Genomic DNA, 23,158 nt, shown 5'->3' on the forward strand with positions numbered 1-23,158 from the left:
ATTCCAGATATTCGAGAAAGCGGTCGCCAATGGATTGTCCGAGATCAAGGCAAAAAATACATGATACCCGGTGAATTGGAATTAGGTGTGACTAGCTACCGCCCATGTCAACATCTTATTGAGATTTATGGACATCCAGAAGGACCTTTTAGATTGTCTGGTGCGATTTGTTATGATGCGACGGACATTCGATTGGCAGCAGATTTGAGAGATAAGACCGATTTATTTGTAGTAGCCGCGCATAACCCTGACGTTAATACTTTTGACAATATGGCAGCGGCATTGCACTTTCACATGTTTCAACATATCGTAATCACAAATATTGGCCAATATGGTGGCACAACTATTCAAGCGCCATTCAAATTACCATATCACAGACTTATTTCACATGCACATGGAAGTGATCAAATCTCCATCAATATGGCAGATCTTGACTTAGCAGCATTTCGCCGACGAGTGAAATCATACAAGGAGATTAAAGCCAAACCTGCAGGCCTCTAAACCAAGATGAGTAATTGCATGCACAATAGATTGAAGCATCCAATTGCTTGACAATAAAGTTTTTATGATAACTAACGAGACAATTGCATTACCATATGTAAAAATGAATTTTATTGTGCCATTCTTGAATTTTCTTGCCAAGGATCTTACCCGTCATCCTGAGCAAATCAAGGCGATGGATAACGACTTACGCCAGCGTATTCAAAACCTGGTCGGTGAAATGGATGCGGACCTTGATGCGCCTTTGTCTGACGCTGACGAATGAAGTCGGTATCCAAACGCAAATCGGGGAAAAGCAAATCTGCTGTCAATGTGATTTAGAGATCACTAGCACCTACGAATAATTGCGCGTGTTCGCTTGACCTTACTTGCCTTTTTCGTCCTTCACCTTCCTCATTTGTTCTTTACTAACAGCCTTGGCTGGGGCGGCTACCCGTTCTGTCTTTGGTGCCTGCATGATTTTCGTTGCCTTCGCCAGCGCGCTTGCGCAGTCGGTATTTGGGGTGTTACCCAGATTAACCAGTGGCAGCAGGGCTGCAACTGGGGCGACGGCGACCAGTGCTACTGCGGCACCGGCTTTTAGCGCCAGGGGGCCTTTATAAAGGCCTATGTCCGGGTGCTTGAATGTGCCTTTGGCATATAGCGGCGTCCGTAAAGAAATGATGCGTACGCCTTTGGTTTTGGGGTTGATGTCCAGGTTCAGACGTTCTTGTGCGAGGTTGATGTCACCGGTAACGTCGATCACTGCGTCGTCGGTATCGATGACAAAACGGTTAACTTCTGCCAGACCGTTTTTCACCCTGAAGTCACTGGCGAGGCAATTCAGGTGAATTTGTTTGTCGCCAAAGACTTTAACGAATATGGCATTGGCGAGATTCATGCCTGCGATTTCCAGCATGAAGTGGCTGACTGTGCCTTCGGTGACGACAGCGCCAAGCTGGCCATTGGAGGTAGCCAGCATTGTGGAGATGGAATTACCGTGGCCTGTCAATGCGGCGTCGCCATTGATTTCACCAAAGCTTGCCTGCATTGATTCCAGTGCAGGCAATAATTCGCGGACTTTCAAATGACGTGCGGACAGCTTGATCTGGGCGGTAATTTTTTCGTTGCGGCCATCAAGCGAGATGTTGGATGTCACGTCGCCGCCTGCCATGCCAAAATTCAAAGGCGTCAGGCTCAGTACTTTGTCTTTCATGTGTATTTCTGCAACGACGTCCTGCAGGGGTATTTCATGGGTACGCATCAGTTTTTTGCCTTTGAATATGACATCGGCATCAAGAGCGTCCCATTTTGCGGTATTAAATTGCATCACCGGCAGCACTTTTTGATCCGGCTGACCTGTTGCCTTGTTCCCGGCTACTTTGGCCGCACTGCTATCTGCACCTATTGTTGGCCCCAGGTCTTCCAGCCGCAATTGTTGTGATGTGATCGTGCCGCTTAGTAAAGAGCGGGGTCGTTGCCGCAGGTATTGCAGGCTGCCAGCCAGGTCGCTGCTGCCGACGGTACCGGTAAAGTCCTGATATTGCCAGTTCCAGACTGCGTTCACTTTTTTGCCTGTCAGGTGGCCCTTGGTGGTGTAGGCAGGGGTTTCAGGCAACAATACGCCTGTCAGCGGATACAGGTCTGCCATGCTGGCACCACCCAGTGTCAATTGAAGGTCGATGCCTGAAAGCGACCTGGGGTCGGTCAGGGTGCCAACAATGCCGATCTTGTTTTTGCCAAGATTGGCATGCGCCTCGACCGGGTAAATCGTATGCTGGTCTTTCAGGGACAGCAGCGCGCCTGCCTCGCCGCTGCCGGTGATTGGGGCATTGCGGTAAGTGCCGGCCAGATCAATTTTGAGGGCGAACTTTTGTACCTGGGCTTTCTGGGTGGAAGCTGCTGCGTTGGCTTTGGTGTTGGATCTGGCGACAGCGTCTTTGTCGGCCAGGGATGTGACCTTTGCCTGCATGTCGAGCTTGATGCTTTCGTCCAGGTAACGCACATTGCCTTCTGTGAGGGCTATGCGCTGGATTTCTACGGTCCAGTCTGAAGGTCCGTTGTTTTTCAGCGTCCATGAATTGCTGCCATCGGCCCGTCGCTGCAGCGCCACCAATGCGGAATCAAGGGACAGGTCCGTCACCACAATGTTTTTATGCAGCAAAGCGAACGGATGCAGGGCGACCACGATACGGCGGGCACTGGCCATCTGCGGGCCTGCGGTGCTCCATGCGGGGTTGCTTATTTGCACATCTTCAGCGCTGATTTCTGGCCTTGGCAGGTTAGGCCACCAACCCGGTTCTGTGTCAGTGCCTTGCGTCAACTGTACTTTGAGGTTGCCGCGAATGGCAAATTCGCGCCCGGTGCTTTCCGAAACTTTTCGATTGATATAAGGCCGGGCCTGGTTCCAGTCAAAGGTCGCGATGAAAACAAACAGGGCCACCATTGCCGTAAATAAACCGGCAAAGGTCCAAATGATGATTTTTACTGTTCTGGGAACTGCCATAATTACTCTGTGGGTAGAATTCGGGCCTGCTTCAGGCCATATTACCTCGGCAAGGGGAAAGCTTCTGTGCGCTTTCATACAGAAGGTTTACTACAAAAATCGGGTTTAAAGAGCCTGTCAACATATCTGTGTAAATTCTTCCAGTCATAAGCTCATCTAAAGGCTGTGCATTAATTTATAAGTGGTCGCGCCACGGACGCATTCCGTGTCCGGCATCAGGTGAGTACGGTTACCCGGCATTGGGGGAAAGAGGTGTTGCTAGCTGCCCTCTCCCGCCGGTTTTCCTGTATGGCTGAAGAATTGTACGCCTATCTGTTCCGACAAGGTTTCGCTGGCCTGGATCAGGCGTTGTAGCAGATCGCGCAGGTAGAGACTGCCGCCGACCAAGTCAGCCTCTGGTGTCAGCGCCTGCAATTCGTCTGCCAGCGCTGCCAGTTGTTCGGTGCCAGACGGGCCGCGACCAGGTGCCATTTGCTGCAAGGTCTTGAGGATACCGTCGACCTGGAACACAATGGAGCGGGTATTACTTTCATCCAGCAGCAGCAAGTCTAGCAGGGGCAACCATTCTGGCCGCGCCTGATAGCGCGCACGGTAGGTGATGATGCTATCAGACAACAGCAGCATCCACTCCAAGTCGCCACCATCCATGGCCAGCCCACGCCGCAATATCTGGCACTGGAATTGCAGCCGTTCCAGCCGCCGCCCCAGTGACAGGAAGCGCCAGCCAAGGTCTCGACTCATGCCGTCCAGCGCGTAGCCGGACATTAACATGGCGGTCTCGGTGGCGTCGTCCAGCCTTCGCATTGCTTCGGCCTGGGATGGTTGTTCTTCGACGGCACTGTCCTGCCGCATCTTGCTGATCGCACGCCAGTTATCGAGCGAAATACGCTCGCGCAACTGGCTGGCGCAGCGGTACAGTTGCTGTTGTTGTTGCACCAGCCCTGGCACGTCCGGCGACACCACGGCCCGCAGCAGTGCCGATTCGATTTCAGCATCGGTCAACACTGCGGTTGGTAGCTCTGGTGCACCCGTGGCATCAGTTGGTTCAGGCGGTTCGATCAACGAGTACCAGTGGCACAGGCTGGTCATGGCTGCCCATTCGGCACCGCGATCATCGGGACGTACCTGGAACAGGAAGTTGAGCGTGACGCGCAGCACCCTGGCAATGTTGTCGCAACGTTCTGCGTTGCGGCCAAACCAGTGAAGGTTTTCTGCCACCCGGCTTGACAGGTGAGTGTCATCACGTACCGGCTCGCGCCGCTCGGCGCTACCACGCTCATGATGTGGCAGGTCTTGCTGGGCCTTGGCCTGGACCCAGGTATCTTTGCTGCCGCCACCTTGCTGCATTGTGATCACACGCGCATCTGGCCCGGTGGCCACGCGGGTCAGCCCACCCGGCATCACGACATAGCCCTTGGGCGTGGCGCAGGCGTATACACGCAGGCCAGTGGCGCAGGGATACAATCCGGCGCGGGGTGTCTCTTTCCAAACCGGTGCCTGTGACAGGCGGACCAGTTCTTGGGCCACATAATTGCCGGGGTTGGCGCGCAGTTGCCCAATCAGTGAAGCACGCGCCTCACCGCGCTGGTCAGCACCGAATACCGGCCCCTGACGCAGTTGCGGAAACGCTGGCTTGATCACGAGGCTGTCGAGGCGGCTGACTACTGTATCCAGCGCGGCTGCTTCGCCGCACCACCAGGTCGCCACCGACGGCATCTTGAGCGGTTCGCTCAACAAGCGCTGGCACAGTGACGGCAAGAAGCCCAGCAAGGCACCTGATTCTAATAAACTCGATCCCAGACTATTGGTCACCAGCACCGTGCCGCGCCGGACGGCGTCGGTCAGGCCGGCCACACCCAGCGCGGAATCAGCGCGCAGTTCCAGCGGATCGCAGAAATCATCGTCAACCCGGCGCACAATGACGTGCACGCGCTGCATGCCGGAAAGGGTCTTGAGCCAGACCATGCCGTTACGCACCGTGAGGTCGCCGCCTTCCACCAGCGGCAGGCCAAGGTAGCGTGCCAGATAGGTATGTTCGTAATAGGTTTCGTTATGCGGGCCTGGGGTCAGCAGCACCATTAGTGGCGGCTCGCCCGCACGCAGTCCGGCACCGGCGCTGCGCCGCCCCCAGTGTGCCAGGCTGTCGCGCATGGTGTCGAAAAAACCTTCCAGCTTGCGCACCTTGAGGTCACGCAGCAGGTCGGGGAAGATGCGACCAACGACGGCGCGGTTTTCCAGCGCATAACCAGCGCCGGACGGTGCCTGGGTGCGGTCGCCCACTACCCACCAGCGGCCATCGGGCGCGCGCGCCAGGTCCAGCGCATAGAAATGCAAGGCGATATCGCCCTGATGGCGTATGCCCTGACAAGGCCGCAAGAAGCCAGCATGGCCGTGCACCAGTGCCGGTGGCAGCAGGCCCTCGGCCAGCAGACGCTGCTCGCCGTAGACATCGAGCAGGATGCGATTGAGCAAGGTGGCGCGCTGTATCACTGCTGCCTCCACCTGCGCCCACTCTTCATATGGCAGGATCAACGGCAGGACGTTCAGGTCCCATGGCCGCTGCATGCCTTTGGCATCGGCGTAGACGTTGTAGGTGACACCGTTCTCACGCACCTGGCGTTGCACTACCTCGATACGCTGACGCATGATGCCTGGCGGCTCACCGGCCAGGCTATCGAGCATGGCGCGCCAGTGCCCACGTGGCCGCATGCTTGCTTCCATCATTTCATCGTAACTGCCGGGTGTACCCGGATAACCCGCCAGTAGTGTGTAGTCCATGCGTCTCCTGTTCTGCTTTTTTTTCTGCTTTTTTATTTTGCTTTTAGCCCGGCTGCCAGCGCAAATCCAGCGTCATTGGGAAGCTGGGATTGGGCGCTTCGCGCAGCACGGTCATCGGCCCTGGTGTGTGTCCATAGGCCCAGAACCGGGCGAAGCGGCGGGCCTCGGCGGCGTTGGCGTTGACTGGCGAACCATTCTCGGCACGGCCACCCGGATGGCTGACATGATAGGTGCAACCACCCACTGCGCGCCCGCTCCAGCTATCAACCAGGTCGAAAGTCAGCGGTGCTTGTACCTTGATGCTAGGATGCAGCGCCGACCATGGACTCCAGGCGCGGAAGCGCACACCGGCTACGTATTCTCCTGGCACGCCGGTCGGATGCAGCGGCAGCATGCGGCCATTGCAGGCGACCACGTGGCGCCCGTCCGTCAGGCCACGCACCAGCAATTGCATGCGTTCGACCGACGAATCGACATAGCGTGCGGTGCCTCCAGCGCTCATTTCCTCGCCCAGCACATGCCATGGTTCGATCGCTTGGCGCAGCTCCAGTTCGACGCCCTGGTAGACCACCGTGCCGTAGCGCGGGAAGCGGAATTCGATGAAGGGGTCAAACCAGTGATCTTCAAAGGCGTAGCCCGACTCACGCAGGTCGCGTGCAACATCGCGGATGTCCTGCGCCACCACATGTGGCAACATCCAGCGGTCGTGCAGTGCCGTGCCCCAATGTACCAGTTTGGCCTGGTAAGGCTGACGCCAGAAGCGCGCCACCAGCGCCCGCAGCAACAGCATTTGCAGCAGGCTCATACGTTCGTGCGGTGGCATTTCGAAGGCACGGAATTCGACCAGGCCAAGACGGCCAGTTGGCCCATCTGGCGAATACAGCTTGTCGATAGAGAATTCGGCGCGGTGGGTGTTGCCAGTCAGGTCAACCAGCAAGTTGCGCAACAGCCGGTCAACCATCCACGGCTTATCGCCAGGATGCAGCGTGGGCAGCAACTGGTCCATCTGCTGGAAGGCAATCGCCAGCTCGTACAGATTGTCGTCGCGCGCTTCGTCCACCCGCGGTGCCTGGCTGGTAGGACCGATGAAGGTGCCCGAGAACAGGTAGGATAGCGATGGATGGTTTTGCCAGTAGGTGATCAGGCTCTTCAACAAATCGGGGCGTCGCAGCAGCGGGCTATCCTCAGCGGTAGCACCGCCCAGTGTCGCATGGTTGCCGCCACCCGTGCCGGTATGGCGACCATCGACCATGAATTTTTCTGTGCCTAACCGACACAGGCGCGCCTCTTCATACAAGGTGGACATGTTGTAGACCAGCTCTTTCCAGCTGGCCGCCGGATGGATATTCACCTCGATCACGCCGGGGTCGGGCGTGACGCTCAGCAACTTGATGCGCGGGTCGCGTGGCGGCGGATAGCCTTCGATCCATAGCTTCACCTTCAGCAGCGCGGCAGTGCTTTCAACCGCTGCTACCAGCGCCAGATAGTCTTCGACCCGGGTTAGCGGTGGCATGAACACGTGCAAACGGCCAGCGCGCACTTGCACGCACAGCGCAGTATGGATCACGTCGCGTGGTGCCAGTTTGGACGCTGCACCGGCTGGCTGACCGGCCTTGACTTGTTGATCAACCTTAACTTGTTGATCGGCCTTGAGTTGTTGATCGGCCTTGAGTTGTTGATCGGCCTTGAGTTGTTGATCAGTCTTGACTTGCTGACCTGCCTTGACTTGTTGATCGGACTTAACTTGCTGACTGGCCTTAACTTGCTGACCAGCCTTGGCAGCGGCCACGTTCAGTCCGGGCTGCTTGTCGTAAAGCGGCGGTGCCAGTGCATCACGTGGCGCGAAAGGATCGCGATCGAACACCGGCTCTTCGTCTTCCGGCATCACCCACGGCAGCGCATTCAGTGGCAGGCGCAAGCCCATAGGCGAATCGCCGTCCAGTAGATACAGATGCTCGCGCTTGAGCGGCCAGCGCGAAGTGCGCCACAGGGTGCCGATGGCGAGCGACTGGTCGGTTGGTTCCGGTTTGAGCGGCAGTACGTAGCCGACCACCTCTCCCAAACCTGTCTGCAACAGGCGCGCCAGGCGGCGTCGTTCATCGGACTGGGCCAGGTCAACACTCAGCGGATCAAGATTGACTGGCAGTTCCTGTTCACGCCGGGCCTGCTGCAGTACATCTTCATAGGCCGGCAGGTGGCTGTCGGCGGGCAGGCGCAACGCGCGTGCCAGTGCTGCGGCGAAGCGTTCGGCCTCCTTCGGGCCGTAGCCATCGTTGACCTCTTCGTCAGAGAACAGGCTGACATCCAGCCACATCGGCTGGCCATCCACGCGCCAATAGATATTCAGCGCCCAGCGCGGCAGCGGCTCGCCCGGATACCATTTACCCTGGCCATAGTGCAACATGCCGCCGGGTGCGAAATGGTTTTTCAGACGGTGCATCAGCTTGCCCGCCAGGCGGCGTTTGTCGTCGCCGTGAGCCTCGGTGTTCCACTGTGCCCCATCCATATCATCGATCGAGACAAAGGTCGGTTCGCCACCCTGCGTGAGGCGCACGTCCTGACGCCGCAAGTCGGCATCGACCTGCTCGCCCAAGTGGTCGATCCGTTGCCAGTCCGCGTCTGAGTATGGCTTGGTCACGCGCGGGTCTTCATGGATGCGGGTGATCGTCATCTCATGCTCGAACGTCACATCGGTCTCGTCGGTATAGCCCGTGACCGGTGCCGCCGATGACGGCAAGGCGGTACACGCCAGGGGAATGTGGCCTTCGCTGGCCAGCATGCCAGAAGTCGGGTCGAGGCCGATCCAGCCAGCACCCGGCACATACACTTCGGCCCATGCGTGCAAGTCAGTGAAGTCGACGGTGGTGCCGCTGGGGCCATCCAGCGCTTCTTGATCGGCCCGCAACTGGATCAGGTAGCCTGACACGAAACGGGCCGCCAGGCCTACGTCACGCAGTATCTGCACCAGCAGCCAGCCGCTGTCGCGGCAGGAGCCGGCACGTAGTCCCAGGGTTTGCTCAGGAGTCTGCACCCCCGGTTCCATGCGCAACTGATATGAAATGTCAGTCTGCAGGCGCTGGTTGATGGCGACCAGAAAATCGTTGGTCCCCATGCCGTCCTTGAGCAGCTCGCTGCGCATCCGGCTCACCCATTCCTGACGCATTGCGCCGGGTTCTTCGTTCTGCAGATAAGGCCCCAGTTCGGCCTTGAGCTGGGCCGGATACTCGAACGGGAAGGTCTCGGCATATTTCTCGACAAAGAAATCGAAGGGGTTGATGACCGTCATGTCGGCCACGAGATCGACCGTGAATTCCAGCCGGTCAGTCTTCTCGGGAAACACGAAGCGACCGATATAGTTGCCATAAGGGTCTTGCTGCCAGTTGATGAAATGCTGCTCTGGCGTCACTGTCAGTGAATACGACAGGATAGGGGTACGGGCATGTGGCGCCGGACGCAGGCGCACTTCATGGGGTGACAATGCGACCAGGCGATCATAACGGTAGCTGGTTTTGTGGTGCAGCGCGACTCGGATTGCCATGCGGAGACCTTTGTGTGAGTGAGGGGCGACCCAGTTAATCTAGCAGGATCTATGCCATTGGTGCAAGGAAATACTCTGCTGCCAGCGGTGTGTGTTGCGCCCGGCTTCGCCCGGCACACCCCATGCTGGTGCAATGCGCACCGACATCGCCCGCAACGGATCAGGACAAGGGGGTGACCGTCACGTTGACCTGCAGCTCGTGGGCGCCACCACCCAGCACCACACCCCGCATCGGGGTGACATCGCTGAAATCACGTCCCCAGCCCAGTGTCAGATGTTCGCGCTGCACCAGGCAACGGTTGGTCGGGTCGAAATCGACCCAGCCCAGTACCGGGCAAAATACCGCAACCCAGGCGTGTGAGGCATCCGCCCCGACCAGCCGTGGCTGCCCTGCCGGGGGATGGGTCTGGATATAGCCGCTGACATACCGGGCTGGCAGGCCCAGGCTGCGCATGCCGCCTATCATCAGTTGGGCAAAGTCCTGGCACACGCCACGCCGGCCAGCCAGCACCTGTTCGAGCGGGGTGGCGATGTCGGTTGCGTTGCTGTCAAATTCGAAATCGTCAAAGATGCGACTGGTCAGATCCAGCGTAGCGTCCAGCAAGGGCCGGCCAGGGGTGAAACTGGTCCGTGCATAGCGCTCTACTGCCGCATTCCAGCGCACATGTGGCGACTCGTACAAATAGCTGCAGGCGTCGAGTATGACTGGCTGGCGCGACTGTTGCACAGTGTCGCGCACTGTTTCCCACCGCGGCGAAACGGCAATACGCTCAATGCCGGGACGGGCTGCCAGCGCAACGGTCGACTCGGCCCGCACACGCAGCACCTTGTGTGGCGTGGTTACGGTAAAGCGGCGGGTGGCATTGCCGAAAAAATCGACCCCATCGGCACCTTCGTCCGCATCGGGATCGACCAACAAGTGGTGCGATTCGGTCTGCTGTACGGCAAAACAACGCGGTGCCATGTGCAGCAACTGCTGCGACAGTGTCACCAGGCTCTGGTAAGTGTAGCGGGTTTCATGTACCACGCTGTAGCGCAACAGGGGCATGGTGCGGGCCACGGTTGAATTCATGGCGAATTGAGTAAGAAGCAAAAGACGTAATGTAGCATGGTTGCTTGCACACATCACCTGCAAGTTCAATTGAGGGAGATGGATATACCACCGCCCCCAGGCCATAAATTCGATCTGGATCACTGATTTTGTATGCAAGGCTCAGTAACATGCGTCCATGCGGCCCGTCTGTATCTCCCATCCTGGCAGTTTGAACTGAACGCCGAACGTAACAACCATACAACAATGGGCATGCAACTACGATTTGCGGTTCAGTCCAAATTTTTCCCGCTTCACTGTGCCATTCTTAAGCTTTACCGTAGGTTTTCTTGTTAGTCGCAATGTAGGCATTCAACTGCTCAAGCAATCCTGCACTGGCCTTGCGCGTGATGAAATTGAAGGTTTCATTGCTGCCGTCGATATGATGAATATCCGCCAATGCCAGGCCGCCTTCAATGTCCTTGCCGTAGGTTTTGCAGAGGTATTGGTTGCTGACATCGCCTTCACCGAAGGCATCGATCTTGTTTTCTAACAGCATCCTGACGATGTACTCTTGCGCGTCAGGCTGACCATCAGGAACAAGTTTGTCAACGAATTCTATCGGGCAACGCGGGTAGTAACGCGCTTTTGCGTCGATGTCTGCGGTTGACCCTTTGGTCACGACTATCGTTTTTCCGGCCACGGTTTTGTAGTCGTCAAACGCTGCTTTGTCGGCGCTGCGCACCAATAATGATCTTTGTACCTGGAAATAGGCTTCGCTCCAGCAGCCGCCCGGCCCTACATCCCGGTTATCACGTTGCTGGATGCCAGCTGCGGCGATGTCGCATTTATTTTCGTTAGGCATGGTCCAGATGAGATCGAATTCATGTTCTATCCAGACGATCTGCAAGTCCATGCAAAGTGCGAATTTTTCCAGGAAGGTGACGTCAAAGCCAATGGGCTTATCTTCTGGATTTTTTTTGTAGCAAACTGGCGCAAATCCGCCGTAAGTGCAGACGGTCAGCTTTCCGGGGGTCAGGGTTGTGAGGGTTGTTGCGTCGTTTGTCATTTTGTTTCCTTTTTTTGGTGTTGATAGGAAAAACTATCTGCTACTCCTGCTTGGTACGTGCCTTGTCAGGTTCATCGAGGTTCTCGGCCTTCAGCAATTTTGCTGTGGTCAGGATACCGATCTTGACGACTTTGTAGCCTTTCAGGGCTTCACAATGTATCGCGCCTTCAGTCAAGGTCAGGGAGATAGCTATCTTGGGAAAACAAGCCAGAGCAAACAAATTTTGCTTGCAACATTGCTCACATTAAACACCAGTCGTTCATCCTTTGACAATGTTTTTGTACATTATTTACCGCACGTGCGCGGCCCCACAATGTAGATTGAATGCAGCCTGCCACGTTTAACACAACATTGGCAGACTGCACTGGCTATCAATTTATTTTACGACTTGAATATCAACAACATAGATTGCGCCATTGGCTTTTTCTGCCCTGAACTTCACTTTGTTGCCGGGTTCCAGTTTATCCAGCATGGATGGTTCTTTGATTCTGAACACCATGGTCATGCCTGGCATGTCCAGGTTTTTGATGGGGCCATGCTTGATAGTGACTTTGTTGCTGCTCTTGTCAATTTTGATGACTTCACCATCGGTTGCATCTGCCATTGTGCTTGCAGCCGCTGAATTGTCCTGCCCTGCAGGGCTGGCGTTGTCAGCATAGACATTCGCAAATGGCAGGCTCATGCCAAACACCACAGCAAGCGCCATTATTTTCATACTTTTCATGGTACGCCCTTTCATTGTGCCTGGTGTTGGTGGTCATCTGCACTGGCAGTGGTTTTGGCTTTGCCGACTTGAACTTCACCTTTCATGCCTGCGTCGTAATGGCCAGGTTGCAGACAGGCGAAATCGATCTTGCCGGCCTTGGTAAATTGCCATAGCACTTCACCGGTCTGGTCAGCGGCCACAGTCACCATGTTGGGGTCGCTATGTTCCATTTCAGGATTTTTTTTCATCACTTCGTAATGTTCTTTCAATTCTTTTTCTGTACCGAGCACAAACTCATGTTTCAACTTGCCAGAATTTTTGATGACAAAGCGTATGGTTTCGCCTTGCTTTACCTGAACACTGGCTGGCGTGAAACGCATGCTGTCGCTCATGTCGATATTGACGGTGCGTGTCACTGCACTGGCTATGCCGGGCTTGCCGATTGCTTCTTCATGATGGTCATGCCCACCTGCATGTGTGCCAGACGCCAGCACGGCACCCGAAGAAAATAACAGGGAAGCAGCAAGGCCAGCGAGGCCCGTCGACAAGGTGTTTGATTTTTTTAAAACGGTTTTCATAAGATACTTTCTTTTCCATGAATGTGGAAACGCAATGCCGCTACCGTTCAACATCCAATACTGAACGTGCGCGCATGGTTCGCAGGCATACGATGCCTGCGGAAATGATTTAATGACCTGGCAATGCCAGCTTATATCCGGGTAAGGGAAGTATCAGAACCTGGGTGGGCGTTCCAGGCCATCACTGATGTGGCCTGTATATGAAGAAAAAATCAGGTCGATTCTTTCTGAGGAAGGGCGAAGAAGTGGAAGCACGACATCCTGGCTGAGGATGGCAGTCGCTATACAACACGCATCGACGGATGCAGCATGATCTATAGGGTGTTGCTCTGCTGACGTGTCAGTATGGTGCTGGTGTAATTGCTGCTGTGTCGCGGAGACAGAAGAGACAGGATGCGGTTCGTCAGCGCAACATAGCCTGGTGGCTGCCAGGACACCCTGCACAGGGATAGTCAGCATCATGATGCACAACAACAATAAGCGAACCAGTTTTTTCATGGGCCTGATTATAACTGCTTTTTGAATTTGCTTATCTTTGTGGCTCGACAGATGTTGTTTGACCTGATTACTGGGTTGCCAGATTATTCTCTTCCATACGGCTATAACACTACAACAGCGTCTGGCAATTCATTCAAATTATCGCCATCCGCAGGGAAGTGTTTCGTCAAATGCTGGCCTACGGCCTGTATGCCACGGATCACGCCTTCTTCGTACTGCCCCAGCTTGAAGGCACTTTCCATCATGCGACATATTTGTTCCCATTCGTCAGCTGTTGCCTTGGCATGGATGCCACGGTCTGCCACAATTTCTACGTCACGGTCAGCCAGTAGCACGTAGATAAGCACGCCATTATTGTGGGCTGTATCCCAGATATGTAATTGCGAAAAAATTTCTATGGCGCGTGCGCGGGCTGTCTGGTCGCAAAACAAGGGGCTGCAGTCAAGCGCCGTTTCGACAACGAAGCGAATTTCACCCAGGTGATTGGATTCACAGGTTTTGATGGCTTGCTCTATGGCCTGCAAGCTAAGTGGCGGAAAGGCACGTCTAAGTTGATGATGGGTGGTCAGCAAGTGTTTGGTGATGCGTTTGAAATTGAAGTTACTCATGATTACCACCGCCCCGATGCGCCACCGCCGCCAAAACCACCACCGCCACCACTGAAGCCGCCGCCACCTCCAAAGCCACCTCTGCCACTACCGCCATAATATGCACCAATACCACGAGCCCCAAGACTGCCGCTTAGCAAGGTAAAGAACAATGCCAGCACACCCGCAATCAAGGCCATGGATATGGCACCTGCGATCAGCCAGGCAATTCCACCGACGATGCCGCCAGTGACAATGGCACCTGGCAGTCTGCCAAACAGTGCACGTAACACACTACCGACCACCAATGCCATGATAAATAGTACCGGGGCATATTGCTGGAAGCCGTCTACATCGCTGGTCCGGCGCAAGGGTTTTGCGGGCAAGGGCTCACCATCAACCACACGCATCATTTGATCAACACCAGCCTGTATGCCGCCGCTAAAATCACCCTGTTTGAAATAGGGGGTGATGGTGTCGCTGATAATGCGTTTGCTGGTGGCGTCGTTGAGTGCACCTTCCAGCCCGTAGCCGACTTCTATGCGCAGGCTGCGATCATTTTTTGCAATCACCAGAATGGCACCATCATCAATTTTTTTGCGCCCCAACTTCCATTGCTCGGCAACGCGCAAGGCATACTGTTCTATTGTCTCTGGCGCTGTAGTGGGGACGATGAGGACAGCAATCTGGCTGCCTTTTTTACTTTCAAAATCACGCAGCTTTTGTTCCAGTTCGGCTTTTTGTTCAGTGGTCAGCGTTGCAGTCTGGTCAGTGACGCGGTTCTGTATGGGTGGAACCACGATCTGGGCAAAGGCGGCACCGGCCCACGCCAACATGCAGCTCAACAGCAGCGCCTTTGCTGTCTTTGCTACCTTTGCCGCCTTTACGTTTAGCAGGATATTCATTGCGCGCTGCTGGGCTTGGCCGCGGGTGCACCAAAATCCACTACCGGTGGTTTGGCCAGTTCTTTTTCATTTTCGACAGCGAAGTTAGGTTTGACCTTGTAACCAAACATCATGGCTGTCAGGTTGGACGGAAAAGACCTGACCAGTACATTGTATTCCTGCACTGCCTTGATGTAACGGTTGCGGGCAACGGTGATGCGGTTTTCTGTGCCTTCCAGTTGTGCCTGTAAATCACGGAAATTGGCATCTGATTTCAGTTGCGGATAATTTTCTGTGACGACCAACAACCGTGACAATGCACCGGACAATTGACTCTGGGCCGCCTGGAATTTAGCAAAGGCTTCAGAATCATTCAACAGTTCTGGCGTTGCCTGTACGCTGCCGACTTTGGCACGGGCATTGGTGACGCCCAGCAAGACATCTTTTTCTTGGGCGGCAAAGCCTTTGACGGTGTTGACCAGATTAGGTACCAGGTCGGCACGGCGCTGGTATTGGTTCAAAACTTCTGACCAGCTGGATTTAACTTGCTCATCCCCACTTTGAAAACTGTTATATCCGCAGCCAGAGAGGTTCAGTAAGAGTATTGCTGACAACAGCAGCCAAAACTTGCGCATGGGAATTTCTCCTGATTGTTTCGTTTCTCTCACCCAAATGATGAAAGCGGTACACATGCCCACAATATTAACAATAATACATCACGAGCAGCTTGCCATACAGACCGGAAAATCACTGTGCGGTAACGTACTATACAAGGCAATTGACTTTCACTATCTGTACTATCGGTATCTAAGTCCAATTTGGTTTATTGTGATTTGATAAAGCGCAAAAAACTGCCTGTCAGTTTTTGAAAGCTTCGTTTTGCCTGTCTACGATTAGCATGTCGCCATCATGGAATTTGTATATTGTCACTCCGTTGCGAATCCATCTATACTCGTCAGCACAGTCTTTTACTGAGAGGAAACCGCTGATGATCACCCGTCGCAGATTTGCTTTGTCGCTTTCGACACTAGCCTTGTCACCAATCAGTTCACATGTTCATGCTGCGATCAGGAAAATACCGGCCCTTTTGCGCCAGCCTGTGGCAAGAGAAGAAGCGGTGACCGACACTCTGTGGGGCAAGTCTGTTGTGGACCCGTATCGCTGGATGGAGCAGAAACCCGATACCGACGAATTTGTCAGCTACCTGAAAGCGCAGGGTGCCTATGCAAGGCAGATGCTGGACCGCCTGCCGGGCCGGCGTCAGGTGGAAGCATCGGTGACACGTTTCACCACAGCAGTGACCGATGTGGCAATACGCCTGATCAGCAGTAGCTATATCATTTTTGCGCGCCGCCTGCCCGGGCAACAGACTTACAAAATTTATGCGCGCCCACATACAGGAGGTGCCGACCTCTTGCTGATAGACCCCGAAGCCAGCACCAAGGATGGAGCCCCGCGCCGGGTCACCGGTTTGCTGATGTCACCAGACAGCAAACATCTTGCTTACACCATCGATACGGGCGGCAATGAGATACGTGAATTGCGCGTGCTGACACTGGATGGTGGCAAGGATGTATTGATCACCCAGCAAAATGGCTTGCCGGCCAGTTGGCTGCCCGATTCCAGCGGATTTTTTTATTCGCGTCTGCGTGATGGCGCTGTCAAGGGCAAGGTCGATTATTCGTTCGACACCGCAACCTGGCTGCACAGGATGAACACTGAGGCAACGCAAGACACGATGGCATTGCGCTGGTCAGATGGCCCGGCCATGGGTCAGACCGAACGCGAAATGCCGATGGTACTCACGAGCACTGTAAGTGACTGGGCGCTTGGTGCCATTTACAGTAATGGCGAATGGCCAGCCTACGGGATGGTGGCACGCACGAGTGAGCTGACACAGGGCAAACCCAATTGGGTGGCCGTATTTGGCAAGGATGATGTCGCGGTCCATGCATTGACGGTTGGTGATGACGTGTATGTGCTGGCCAAGGGCAAGGCCGAAAGGGGAGAAGTTTTCAAGGTCAGCATTCGTGACCCGGACAAGGCCAAACGTGAAGTGGTGGTAGCGCAAGGCGAATATGTCATTGACAGCCTGAGTCTCGCAAAAGATGGCTTGTATATTCATGAGTTGCGTGGACAGGTGGGTGCGCTGCGCCGCTACAGTTTTACCACCGGTAAGGTGGAGGACGTTGCATTGCCTTTAAGCGGTGCCGTGTGGGATGTCAATTGCAACCCCATGCTGGAAGGCGCATGGTTTGGCATGGACGGTCTGACCTGGTTTGCCCGCACCCTGCACACTGGTGCCGATCTGAAGGCGAAAGATATTGGCCTCAGCCCGAAAGCACCGTTTGATACCTCCCCTTTCCTGACCACACGTCGGGAAATCACGGCGCGCGATGGTGTAAAAGTACCGATAGAAATCCTGCATAAAAACAATACCAAACTCAACGGCAAGAACCCTGTACTGATCGAAGCCTATGGCTCCTATGGCATCATCCTCGACCCGGGTTTTCAGGGTTCAAAACTGGCTTTCCTGGATCAGGGTGGTGTGATTGTGTATGCCCATGTGCGCGGTGGTGGTGAAAAAGGTGACAACTGGCATTTGGCGGGGCAAAAAGCCAACAAACCCAATACCTGGCGTGACACGATAGACGTGGCAGAAGCTTTAATCAAAGATGGCTGGACTTCACGGGGCAAGATCGCACTATGGGGCACATCTGCCGGCGGTATCATGGTGGGCCGCGCCATTACCGAGCGCCCCGATTTATTTGCGGTTGCCATTGGTGAGGTGGGAATCTTTAATACCTTGCGCTTTGAGTTGACATCGAATGGCCCAGGCAATGATGAAGAATTTGGTACCGTGAAAAAGGAAGACGAGTTCCATGCGCTGCTGGAAATGGATAGCTATCACCATGTGCTACCGGACGTCAGCTATCCGGCCACACTGTTGATGACTGGTGCCAACGACATTAGGGTAGAACCCTGGCAAGTCGCCAAGATGGTGGCACGCATGCAAAAGAGTCACGATCCCAGACGTCCGGTATTAATGCGTGTCGATTTTGATTCTGGCCACTACTCCACAACCAGGAAGAATGGTATCACCAAGAATGTCGATGTATTCACATTCATTTTTGAACATACACGTGGCTAAACGCCTTTACATGGATTGATGACATGCCAGGTCAATCCGGTTCAGATTTTAGTCGTGTAACGCGGCAGGCTGTGTTGGACTGACACTACCGGTCTTGGCACGTGCCAGTAACAAGGCTGACAATGCGGTGCCTGATAAATTTTCATCCTGCGGTGATTGATGCTCTCTTACAAATAACTTTTTGACGAGATAGGACATGCGGTTTTTTTGAAAATCGTCGTACCCAGCCAAAATTTTTTGTATGACAGGCACTTGTTCCTGCAACTCATTGTCAACAACGGGTGAAATCCAGTCTATACGCCAGTCTATATGCATGTCGTTACCAAGAGCGAGGCTGGCCAGCATGACTTCATCGCCCAGAACTTCACTGGCAAGCGCCTGGGAAAAATCACTGACAAAATATTTTCTCAGTGCGCCCAGACCAAAATCGACCAGATATTTTTCATTGATGATGCAAACGGCATGTCCTTCTCTTTGCCTGTCGCGCACAAAGCCCTTATAGCCCAAATAGAAAGTCCCGTTGTTTTGCCGGATTTCGGCATAACAGCCCTGTACTCTGGCGGTATAACCTTTTTCTTCAAGGATATGTGCCAGCATGGCAGAAATGGCGAAGCAACAGCTGCCGTACTTATCAAAAAACTCAAGGAATTGAAAGTCATCAGCAATCTGCCTCAGGTCGTGAGCCAGTTTACTGTCGGCAATTACATCTAAAAATGCGGTGTTCATTGGGAAGGAGACTAATGAAATTGGTATTGGTAATACCTGTCCATTGGCGAGACTGTTTACTTATAGCAATAATAGTAAAAATCCAATAAAAAGGGGGTGATATATAGTAAATACTTGTAATAATTTGTATCAATTTTATTAATTTCCAGCCATTTACTACCTATGTGCACAAAGGCAAGCAGCTTACCGGCCAGGGCGGGGCAAGAAATAGTTCTTACCCATGCCCAGGCTAATCCAGTCGCAGGAATAGTCGTAAGCAGCCATCGGATGGCCAAAGTAATAGCCTTGTATTGCCTGACACCCCAGTTCACGCAGCATGTACGCCTGCTCTGCCGTTTCTATACCTTCTGCCGTAACGTCCAGATCCAGGCTCTTTGCCATTTGCATAATGGCTGCGACCATGCCCACATCGCGTTGTGCACCAGGTAAGGCAACCACAAAAGAACGGTCTATCTTGATGCGTGATACCGGCAGGTGCTTGAGCAAGGCAATGGAAGAATATCCAGAGCCGAAATCATCAATTGCAACGCGTACCCCTGTTTCACGCAGACTATTGAGCGCTTTGCGGCTCTGATGAAAGTCTTGCAGCATGGTTTCGGTAAGTTCAATTTCCAGCAAATGGGCTGGCAATTGATGTGTGTCCAGTTCACTCTTGATATGCATGGCGAATCGTTCATTCCTGAACTGGCCAGGCGAGACATTGACTGCCATGAATAACTGCCCCTGCCCTGCTTCGTTCCAGCTGCGCAATTGTTTCAACGCCTCTGTTAGCGCCCAGTTACCTATACTTTCAACCAGCCCGATTTCCTCGGCAATATGAATAAATTGCCCGGGCTCCAGCAAGCCGGAATCGGGATGGTTCCAGCGCAACAGTGCTTCAAAACCGATCAGGCGGTAATCACTGAGATCGACGACGGGCTGGTAAAACAGTTCGAATTCTTTTCTTTCCACAGCTCCGTACAGGCTTCGTTCAATATTCAGGCGTGTGCCTGACTTATCGCTGAGGTTATTGGCATAGGCACAGATTTTCCCTTTGCCACAACGCTTCGCTTCATACATGGCGCTATCAGCGGCGCCAAGGATTTCATGGCTGGTATTGCCATCCCCGGGAAATTTGGCAACGCCTATGCTGGCGCCAATCACAAAATGATGGTCGTTGATGATCACCGGCTCTTCAAAGGATTTAAGAATTTTTTCAGCGACCAGCAACCCTTCTGAGGGATGATTGAGGCTGGACACGATGACGACAAATTCATCTCCCCCCAGGCGTATGGCTTCATCGTGGCGACGGATCTGCCGGACGATGCGCATCGCAGCTTCCTGTATGACGCGATCACCGACATGATGTCCCATGGTGTCATTGATGGATTTGAATTCATCCAGATCAACAAAGATGACAGCAAAATGATTATCAGCATTGATTGTGTGCTGGATTTCGTTTTCCAGTCGCTGATCCAGCAGGTAACGGTTGCCCAGGCCGGTCAATGGATCATGGTAGGCCAGATGGGCCAGTTGCCGCTGCGCTTCGCGAATGAAGCTGATGTCAGAAATGGCGTGTACATACTGCTTTGCCACACCTGCCTCATCGCGCACCACGCAGATATGCTGCAGTGCAGGGAAAATACGGCCATCCTTGCATTTGCAGGCGACCTCGCCTGACCAATGCCCTTCGGGCATGGTGGCAATGTCCTGGTAGGTGGGGTCATTGTCGCGCCGCCCCAGTAAAATTTCATCGGGATAGAAACCACGTATTTCTTCCTGATGATAGCCAGTCAGTCGTGTCAGTGCCGGGTTGATTGAGCATACCTTACCGACCTCATCCAGTATCATGATGCCTTCTGCCGTTGAATTGAAAACCACACTGGCCTGCCGCAGATTTTCTTCTGTCAGTTTGCGCAGGGTGATATCACGCAAGGCACCGATCACGGTTTGCTTCCCGGCATGCCCTGTATGCAGTTTTCCTACCATTTCCAACCAGGCATAATCACCACTGGCACGAAGCGCACGAAAGCAACAGTTAAATACTTCAGACTGCGTCAATGCATATTGGACATCCGACCTGTCGTCAGGATGTATGCATTCCAGCATGGTGAGCAAATTGGCCTGAAAGGGGCTGAGGGCGCTATCCCACATGCGATGAAAGCGCTCGTCACCGTTCACCGTATCAAGCTGCGCTTCCCATTCCCAGATACCAAGCTCAGCAGCCTCCAGGGCTATCACCAGACGTTCCTCGGATTTTTCCAGGGCAATTTCAGCATCATGACGAGAGCGCGCGACCTGTATCACTGCTGCCAGTTCTTTGGCACCAAATGGTTTCATGACATAACCGAAAGGCTTACTGGCAATGGCGCGCTTGACGGTATTGTCATCAGCATAGGCAGTCAGGAAGATGACGGGTAGTTTCCAGCGCTGGTAGATCATCTGGCAGGCTTCAATGCCATCTTCTGCGCCATCTAAATGGATGTCCATCAGCACCAGCGTAGGTTCAAGCTGGGAGACTGCAGACAGGGCATGGGTAACATTGCTACGTATGCCGCATACGCGATGCCCCAGTTCCACCAGCGTCTGTTGCAGATCCAGTGCCACCACGGGTTCATCTTCCACGATCAGAATTTGTTCAGCCCGCATCAGGCAATCCCTTTCCTTTTTGGGCTCAGTTCTATCGTAAAACAGGAACCCGAGGTAGACGAAGTTGTCACCAGTTCGCCATGCAGCTGTGCGACAAACATGGGGATCAGTTGCGTTCCCAAGCCTTTCGCTGCATCCCAATTGAATTCAGCCGGCAATCCACACCCATTGTCAACAACCTGCAAGTGTAACTTGTCGTCAGTAACTTCTCGCAGACGGATATCAATACGGGGTTGAACATGGCCATTGTCAGATAAGCGGTCTGCAGGAAAAGCATGCTTGATCGCATTGAGTATCAGTTCATTGATGATCAAACCTAGTGGAATCATGCGGTGTGCGCTCATGAAAATATTTTTTTCCGGCCCTGAATATTGTAGCTTGATCCCTAGCTTGGTCGTATCGTGACTGGCAACTGTCAGGGCAATCAGACGGTTGATAAATTCCGATAATTCAATTTCGGACATCGTTTCCGAGTCATACAATAATTGATGCACCAGCGCCATGGCCCTTATCCTGCCCTGACTCTCGCCTAGCACACGAGCCACCTCTTCTGACGCTTGCCGGGCCTGCAAGTTGAGCAGGCTGGAAACAATCTGCAGATTGTTTTTGACGCGGTGATGTACTTCATGCAGCAAGGCTGTCTTTTCTTCCAATGCTTGCTCCAGTGCTTCCCACTGTCTTTTCTTGCTGCCTATGTCATGGGCTAGCTTGCAGGCACCGATAACAGTGCCATTGCGGTCACGTAATGGTGATATCGTGATTGATACATCCACCAGATGCCCGGATTTGTGTATGCGCACGGTATCGAACGGTGGAATACGTTCGCCATTGGCGATACGACGTAGCAAATGCTGCTCTTCATTCAACAATGGTGCTGGAAACAGAATAGCTATCGATTTACCCAGTGCTTCTTCGGCACGGTAACCAAGCAGTCGTTCAGCAGCCGGATTCCAACCTGTAATAATACCGTCCAGTGACTTGGTGATAATGGCGTCATCAGACGATTCGATGACAGAGCGATAGCGTTCTTCTGACTGGTGCAACGCTGCTTCGCTGTCGTGACGTTTTGTGATGTCGATACCAGACGGTATCAGGTGGGTAACCTTGCCGGTTTCGTCGCGCAATGGAGCAAGCATGAAATCTACCCACATGCGACTGTCATTGATCATTTTGGCATGTACGTCATAACGTATGGTTTCGCCCTGACGACAACGACTGATTTCATCTTTCAGGCGCTCAGCCAATTGGGGGTCATGACTCCACCAGTACGTGTCCCACAGTTTTTTACCGCGTACGTCTTCAATGCCAATACCTGCCGCTTCCAAAGGAGCACGGTTACATGTCAGCAAGGTGCCATCAAGATCCAGCACGCCAACAAAGGCAAACAGATTATCCAGCACCTGCAACAGACGTTGCGAGCTTTCTTCTGCCACCTGCGCTTCAAATGAGTCAACGGAAGCATCTTGTATCAGGGCAAGGATGCCACAGATATTGCCATTATCATCTCGCCTGGGGTAATAAGAAGCCAGGCGGAACAGTTTTTCCTGTTCATTTCCTGGAGCATCGCCGTGTATCTCCTGACGCACCAGCGGGATACCCGTCTCAAGAACGAACCGCAGTTTGGGTTCGATGACGTCGGCCACTTGGGGTAAATAATCACGCACGTGATGACCAAGCTGCGCCGTTATCGGAATGCGATTCAGGTCCGCATGCCGACGGTTGATGAATTGCAATCGCAGGTCAAGGTCCAGCACTGCCACACCTATTGGCAAGGTATCTGTCATGAGCAAAAACAACTGCTCCATTTCTCTACCTTGAAGACCATGCATGGCGCAGCCCCCTGTGCGAAAGCTTTATTTTATCTATAAATCCTGGATTATTGAAATTTAAATAATTCTTCTAAGAATTTATAGATATCTTTTGTTGATATGTTGTTTGTTCGACATAGCTGTGCGGTGCAGTATTCGTTCACATGTCAATCGCAACAAAACCAGGCGCC

At 53.6% G+C, this 23,158-nt stretch carries 18 protein-coding genes; 3 read left to right on the plus strand and 15 right to left on the minus strand.

What is annotated here, in order from left to right:
• Positions 1-60: 60 nt before the first annotated feature.
• Both AC1RVX_RS10595 and AC1RVX_RS10600 read left to right on the plus strand, forming a co-directional pair.
• Entirely contained in the window at positions 61-501 is a 441-nt protein-coding gene (locus AC1RVX_RS10595; RefSeq protein WP_493216548.1) for a hypothetical protein, read from the plus strand.
• 115 nt (positions 502-616) lie between these two features.
• Positions 617-766, plus strand: coding sequence for a type II toxin-antitoxin system PrlF family antitoxin (locus tag AC1RVX_RS10600; RefSeq protein ID WP_493216549.1), 150 nt, complete (start codon positions 617-619; stop codon positions 764-766).
• Positions 767-865: 99 nt separating this feature from the next.
• Here the strand turns inward: AC1RVX_RS10600 and AC1RVX_RS10605 are convergent, their stop codons facing one another.
• From AC1RVX_RS10605 to AC1RVX_RS10660, 12 genes are all read right to left on the minus strand, one after another.
• Positions 866-2,986, minus strand: coding sequence for an AsmA family protein (locus AC1RVX_RS10605; RefSeq protein ID WP_493216550.1), 2,121 nt, complete (start codon positions 2,984-2,986; stop codon positions 866-868).
• Between the two features lie 258 nt (positions 2,987-3,244).
• The gene (locus AC1RVX_RS10610; protein ID WP_493216551.1) at positions 3,245-5,764 is read right to left on the minus strand and encodes a circularly permuted type 2 ATP-grasp protein; all 2,520 of its coding nucleotides are present in this window, start codon (positions 5,762-5,764) and stop codon (positions 3,245-3,247) included.
• 43 nt (positions 5,765-5,807) lie between these two features.
• A complete protein-coding gene (locus AC1RVX_RS10615) occupies positions 5,808-9,302 on the minus strand; it encodes a transglutaminase family protein (protein WP_493216552.1) in 3,495 nt (1,164 codons plus the stop codon).
• Between the two features lie 160 nt (positions 9,303-9,462).
• Positions 9,463-10,374, minus strand: coding sequence for a transglutaminase family protein (locus AC1RVX_RS10620; RefSeq protein WP_493216553.1), 912 nt, complete (start codon positions 10,372-10,374; stop codon positions 9,463-9,465).
• A 286-nt stretch (positions 10,375-10,660) separates the two neighbouring features.
• Positions 10,661-11,401 carry a substrate-binding periplasmic protein gene (locus tag AC1RVX_RS10625; RefSeq protein WP_493216554.1) on the minus strand — a complete coding sequence of 247 codons (741 nt, stop codon included), beginning with the start codon at positions 11,399-11,401 and terminating at the stop codon, positions 10,661-10,663.
• Between the two features lie 40 nt (positions 11,402-11,441).
• Positions 11,442-11,621 carry a hypothetical protein gene (locus AC1RVX_RS10630; RefSeq protein WP_493216555.1) on the minus strand — a complete coding sequence of 60 codons (180 nt, stop codon included), beginning with the start codon at positions 11,619-11,621 and terminating at the stop codon, positions 11,442-11,444.
• Positions 11,622-11,777: 156 nt separating this feature from the next.
• Positions 11,778-12,125 carry a copper-binding protein gene (locus AC1RVX_RS10635; RefSeq protein WP_493216556.1) on the minus strand — a complete coding sequence of 116 codons (348 nt, stop codon included), beginning with the start codon at positions 12,123-12,125 and terminating at the stop codon, positions 11,778-11,780.
• An 11-nt stretch (positions 12,126-12,136) separates the two neighbouring features.
• Positions 12,137-12,685, minus strand: a complete 549-nt coding sequence (locus AC1RVX_RS10640) for a cupredoxin domain-containing protein (RefSeq protein WP_493216557.1) — start codon at positions 12,683-12,685, stop codon at positions 12,137-12,139.
• A 153-nt stretch (positions 12,686-12,838) separates the two neighbouring features.
• Entirely contained in the window at positions 12,839-13,183 is a 345-nt protein-coding gene (locus AC1RVX_RS10645) for a hypothetical protein (RefSeq protein WP_493216558.1), read from the minus strand.
• A 101-nt stretch (positions 13,184-13,284) separates the two neighbouring features.
• On the minus strand, positions 13,285-13,791 hold the full coding sequence (locus AC1RVX_RS10650) for a TPM domain-containing protein (protein WP_493216559.1): 507 nt from the start codon (positions 13,789-13,791) through the stop codon (positions 13,285-13,287).
• A 2-nt stretch (positions 13,792-13,793) separates the two neighbouring features.
• The gene (locus tag AC1RVX_RS10655; RefSeq protein WP_493216560.1) at positions 13,794-14,675 is read right to left on the minus strand and encodes a TPM domain-containing protein; all 882 of its coding nucleotides are present in this window, start codon (positions 14,673-14,675) and stop codon (positions 13,794-13,796) included.
• Positions 14,672-15,289 carry a LemA family protein gene (locus AC1RVX_RS10660; protein WP_493216561.1) on the minus strand — a complete coding sequence of 206 codons (618 nt, stop codon included), beginning with the start codon at positions 15,287-15,289 and terminating at the stop codon, positions 14,672-14,674. Before AC1RVX_RS10660 ends, AC1RVX_RS10655 begins: the two co-directional genes overlap by 4 nt.
• A gap of 353 nt (positions 15,290-15,642) precedes the next feature.
• On the opposite strand from AC1RVX_RS10660, the gene AC1RVX_RS10665 reads away from it, so the two are divergent.
• Positions 15,643-17,805, plus strand: coding sequence for a prolyl oligopeptidase family serine peptidase (locus tag AC1RVX_RS10665; protein WP_493216562.1), 2,163 nt, complete (start codon positions 15,643-15,645; stop codon positions 17,803-17,805).
• 48 nt (positions 17,806-17,853) lie between these two features.
• Here the strand turns inward: AC1RVX_RS10665 and AC1RVX_RS10670 are convergent, their stop codons facing one another.
• From AC1RVX_RS10670 to AC1RVX_RS10680, 3 genes are all read right to left on the minus strand, one after another.
• Positions 17,854-18,531, minus strand: a complete 678-nt coding sequence (locus AC1RVX_RS10670) for a hypothetical protein (RefSeq protein ID WP_493216563.1) — start codon at positions 18,529-18,531, stop codon at positions 17,854-17,856.
• Positions 18,532-18,714: 183 nt separating this feature from the next.
• Complete coding sequence (locus tag AC1RVX_RS10675; RefSeq protein WP_493216564.1) at positions 18,715-21,159, minus strand: two-component system response regulator; 2,445 nt, start codon at positions 21,157-21,159, stop codon at positions 18,715-18,717.
• A complete protein-coding gene (locus AC1RVX_RS10680) occupies positions 21,159-22,988 on the minus strand; it encodes a PAS domain-containing protein (protein WP_493216565.1) in 1,830 nt (609 codons plus the stop codon). The genes AC1RVX_RS10675 and AC1RVX_RS10680 overlap by 1 nt, the downstream gene beginning before the upstream one ends.
• Between the last annotated feature and the right edge of the window lie 170 nt (positions 22,989-23,158).

The organism is Undibacterium sp. GW821-FHT11B02, assembly GCF_058808955.1.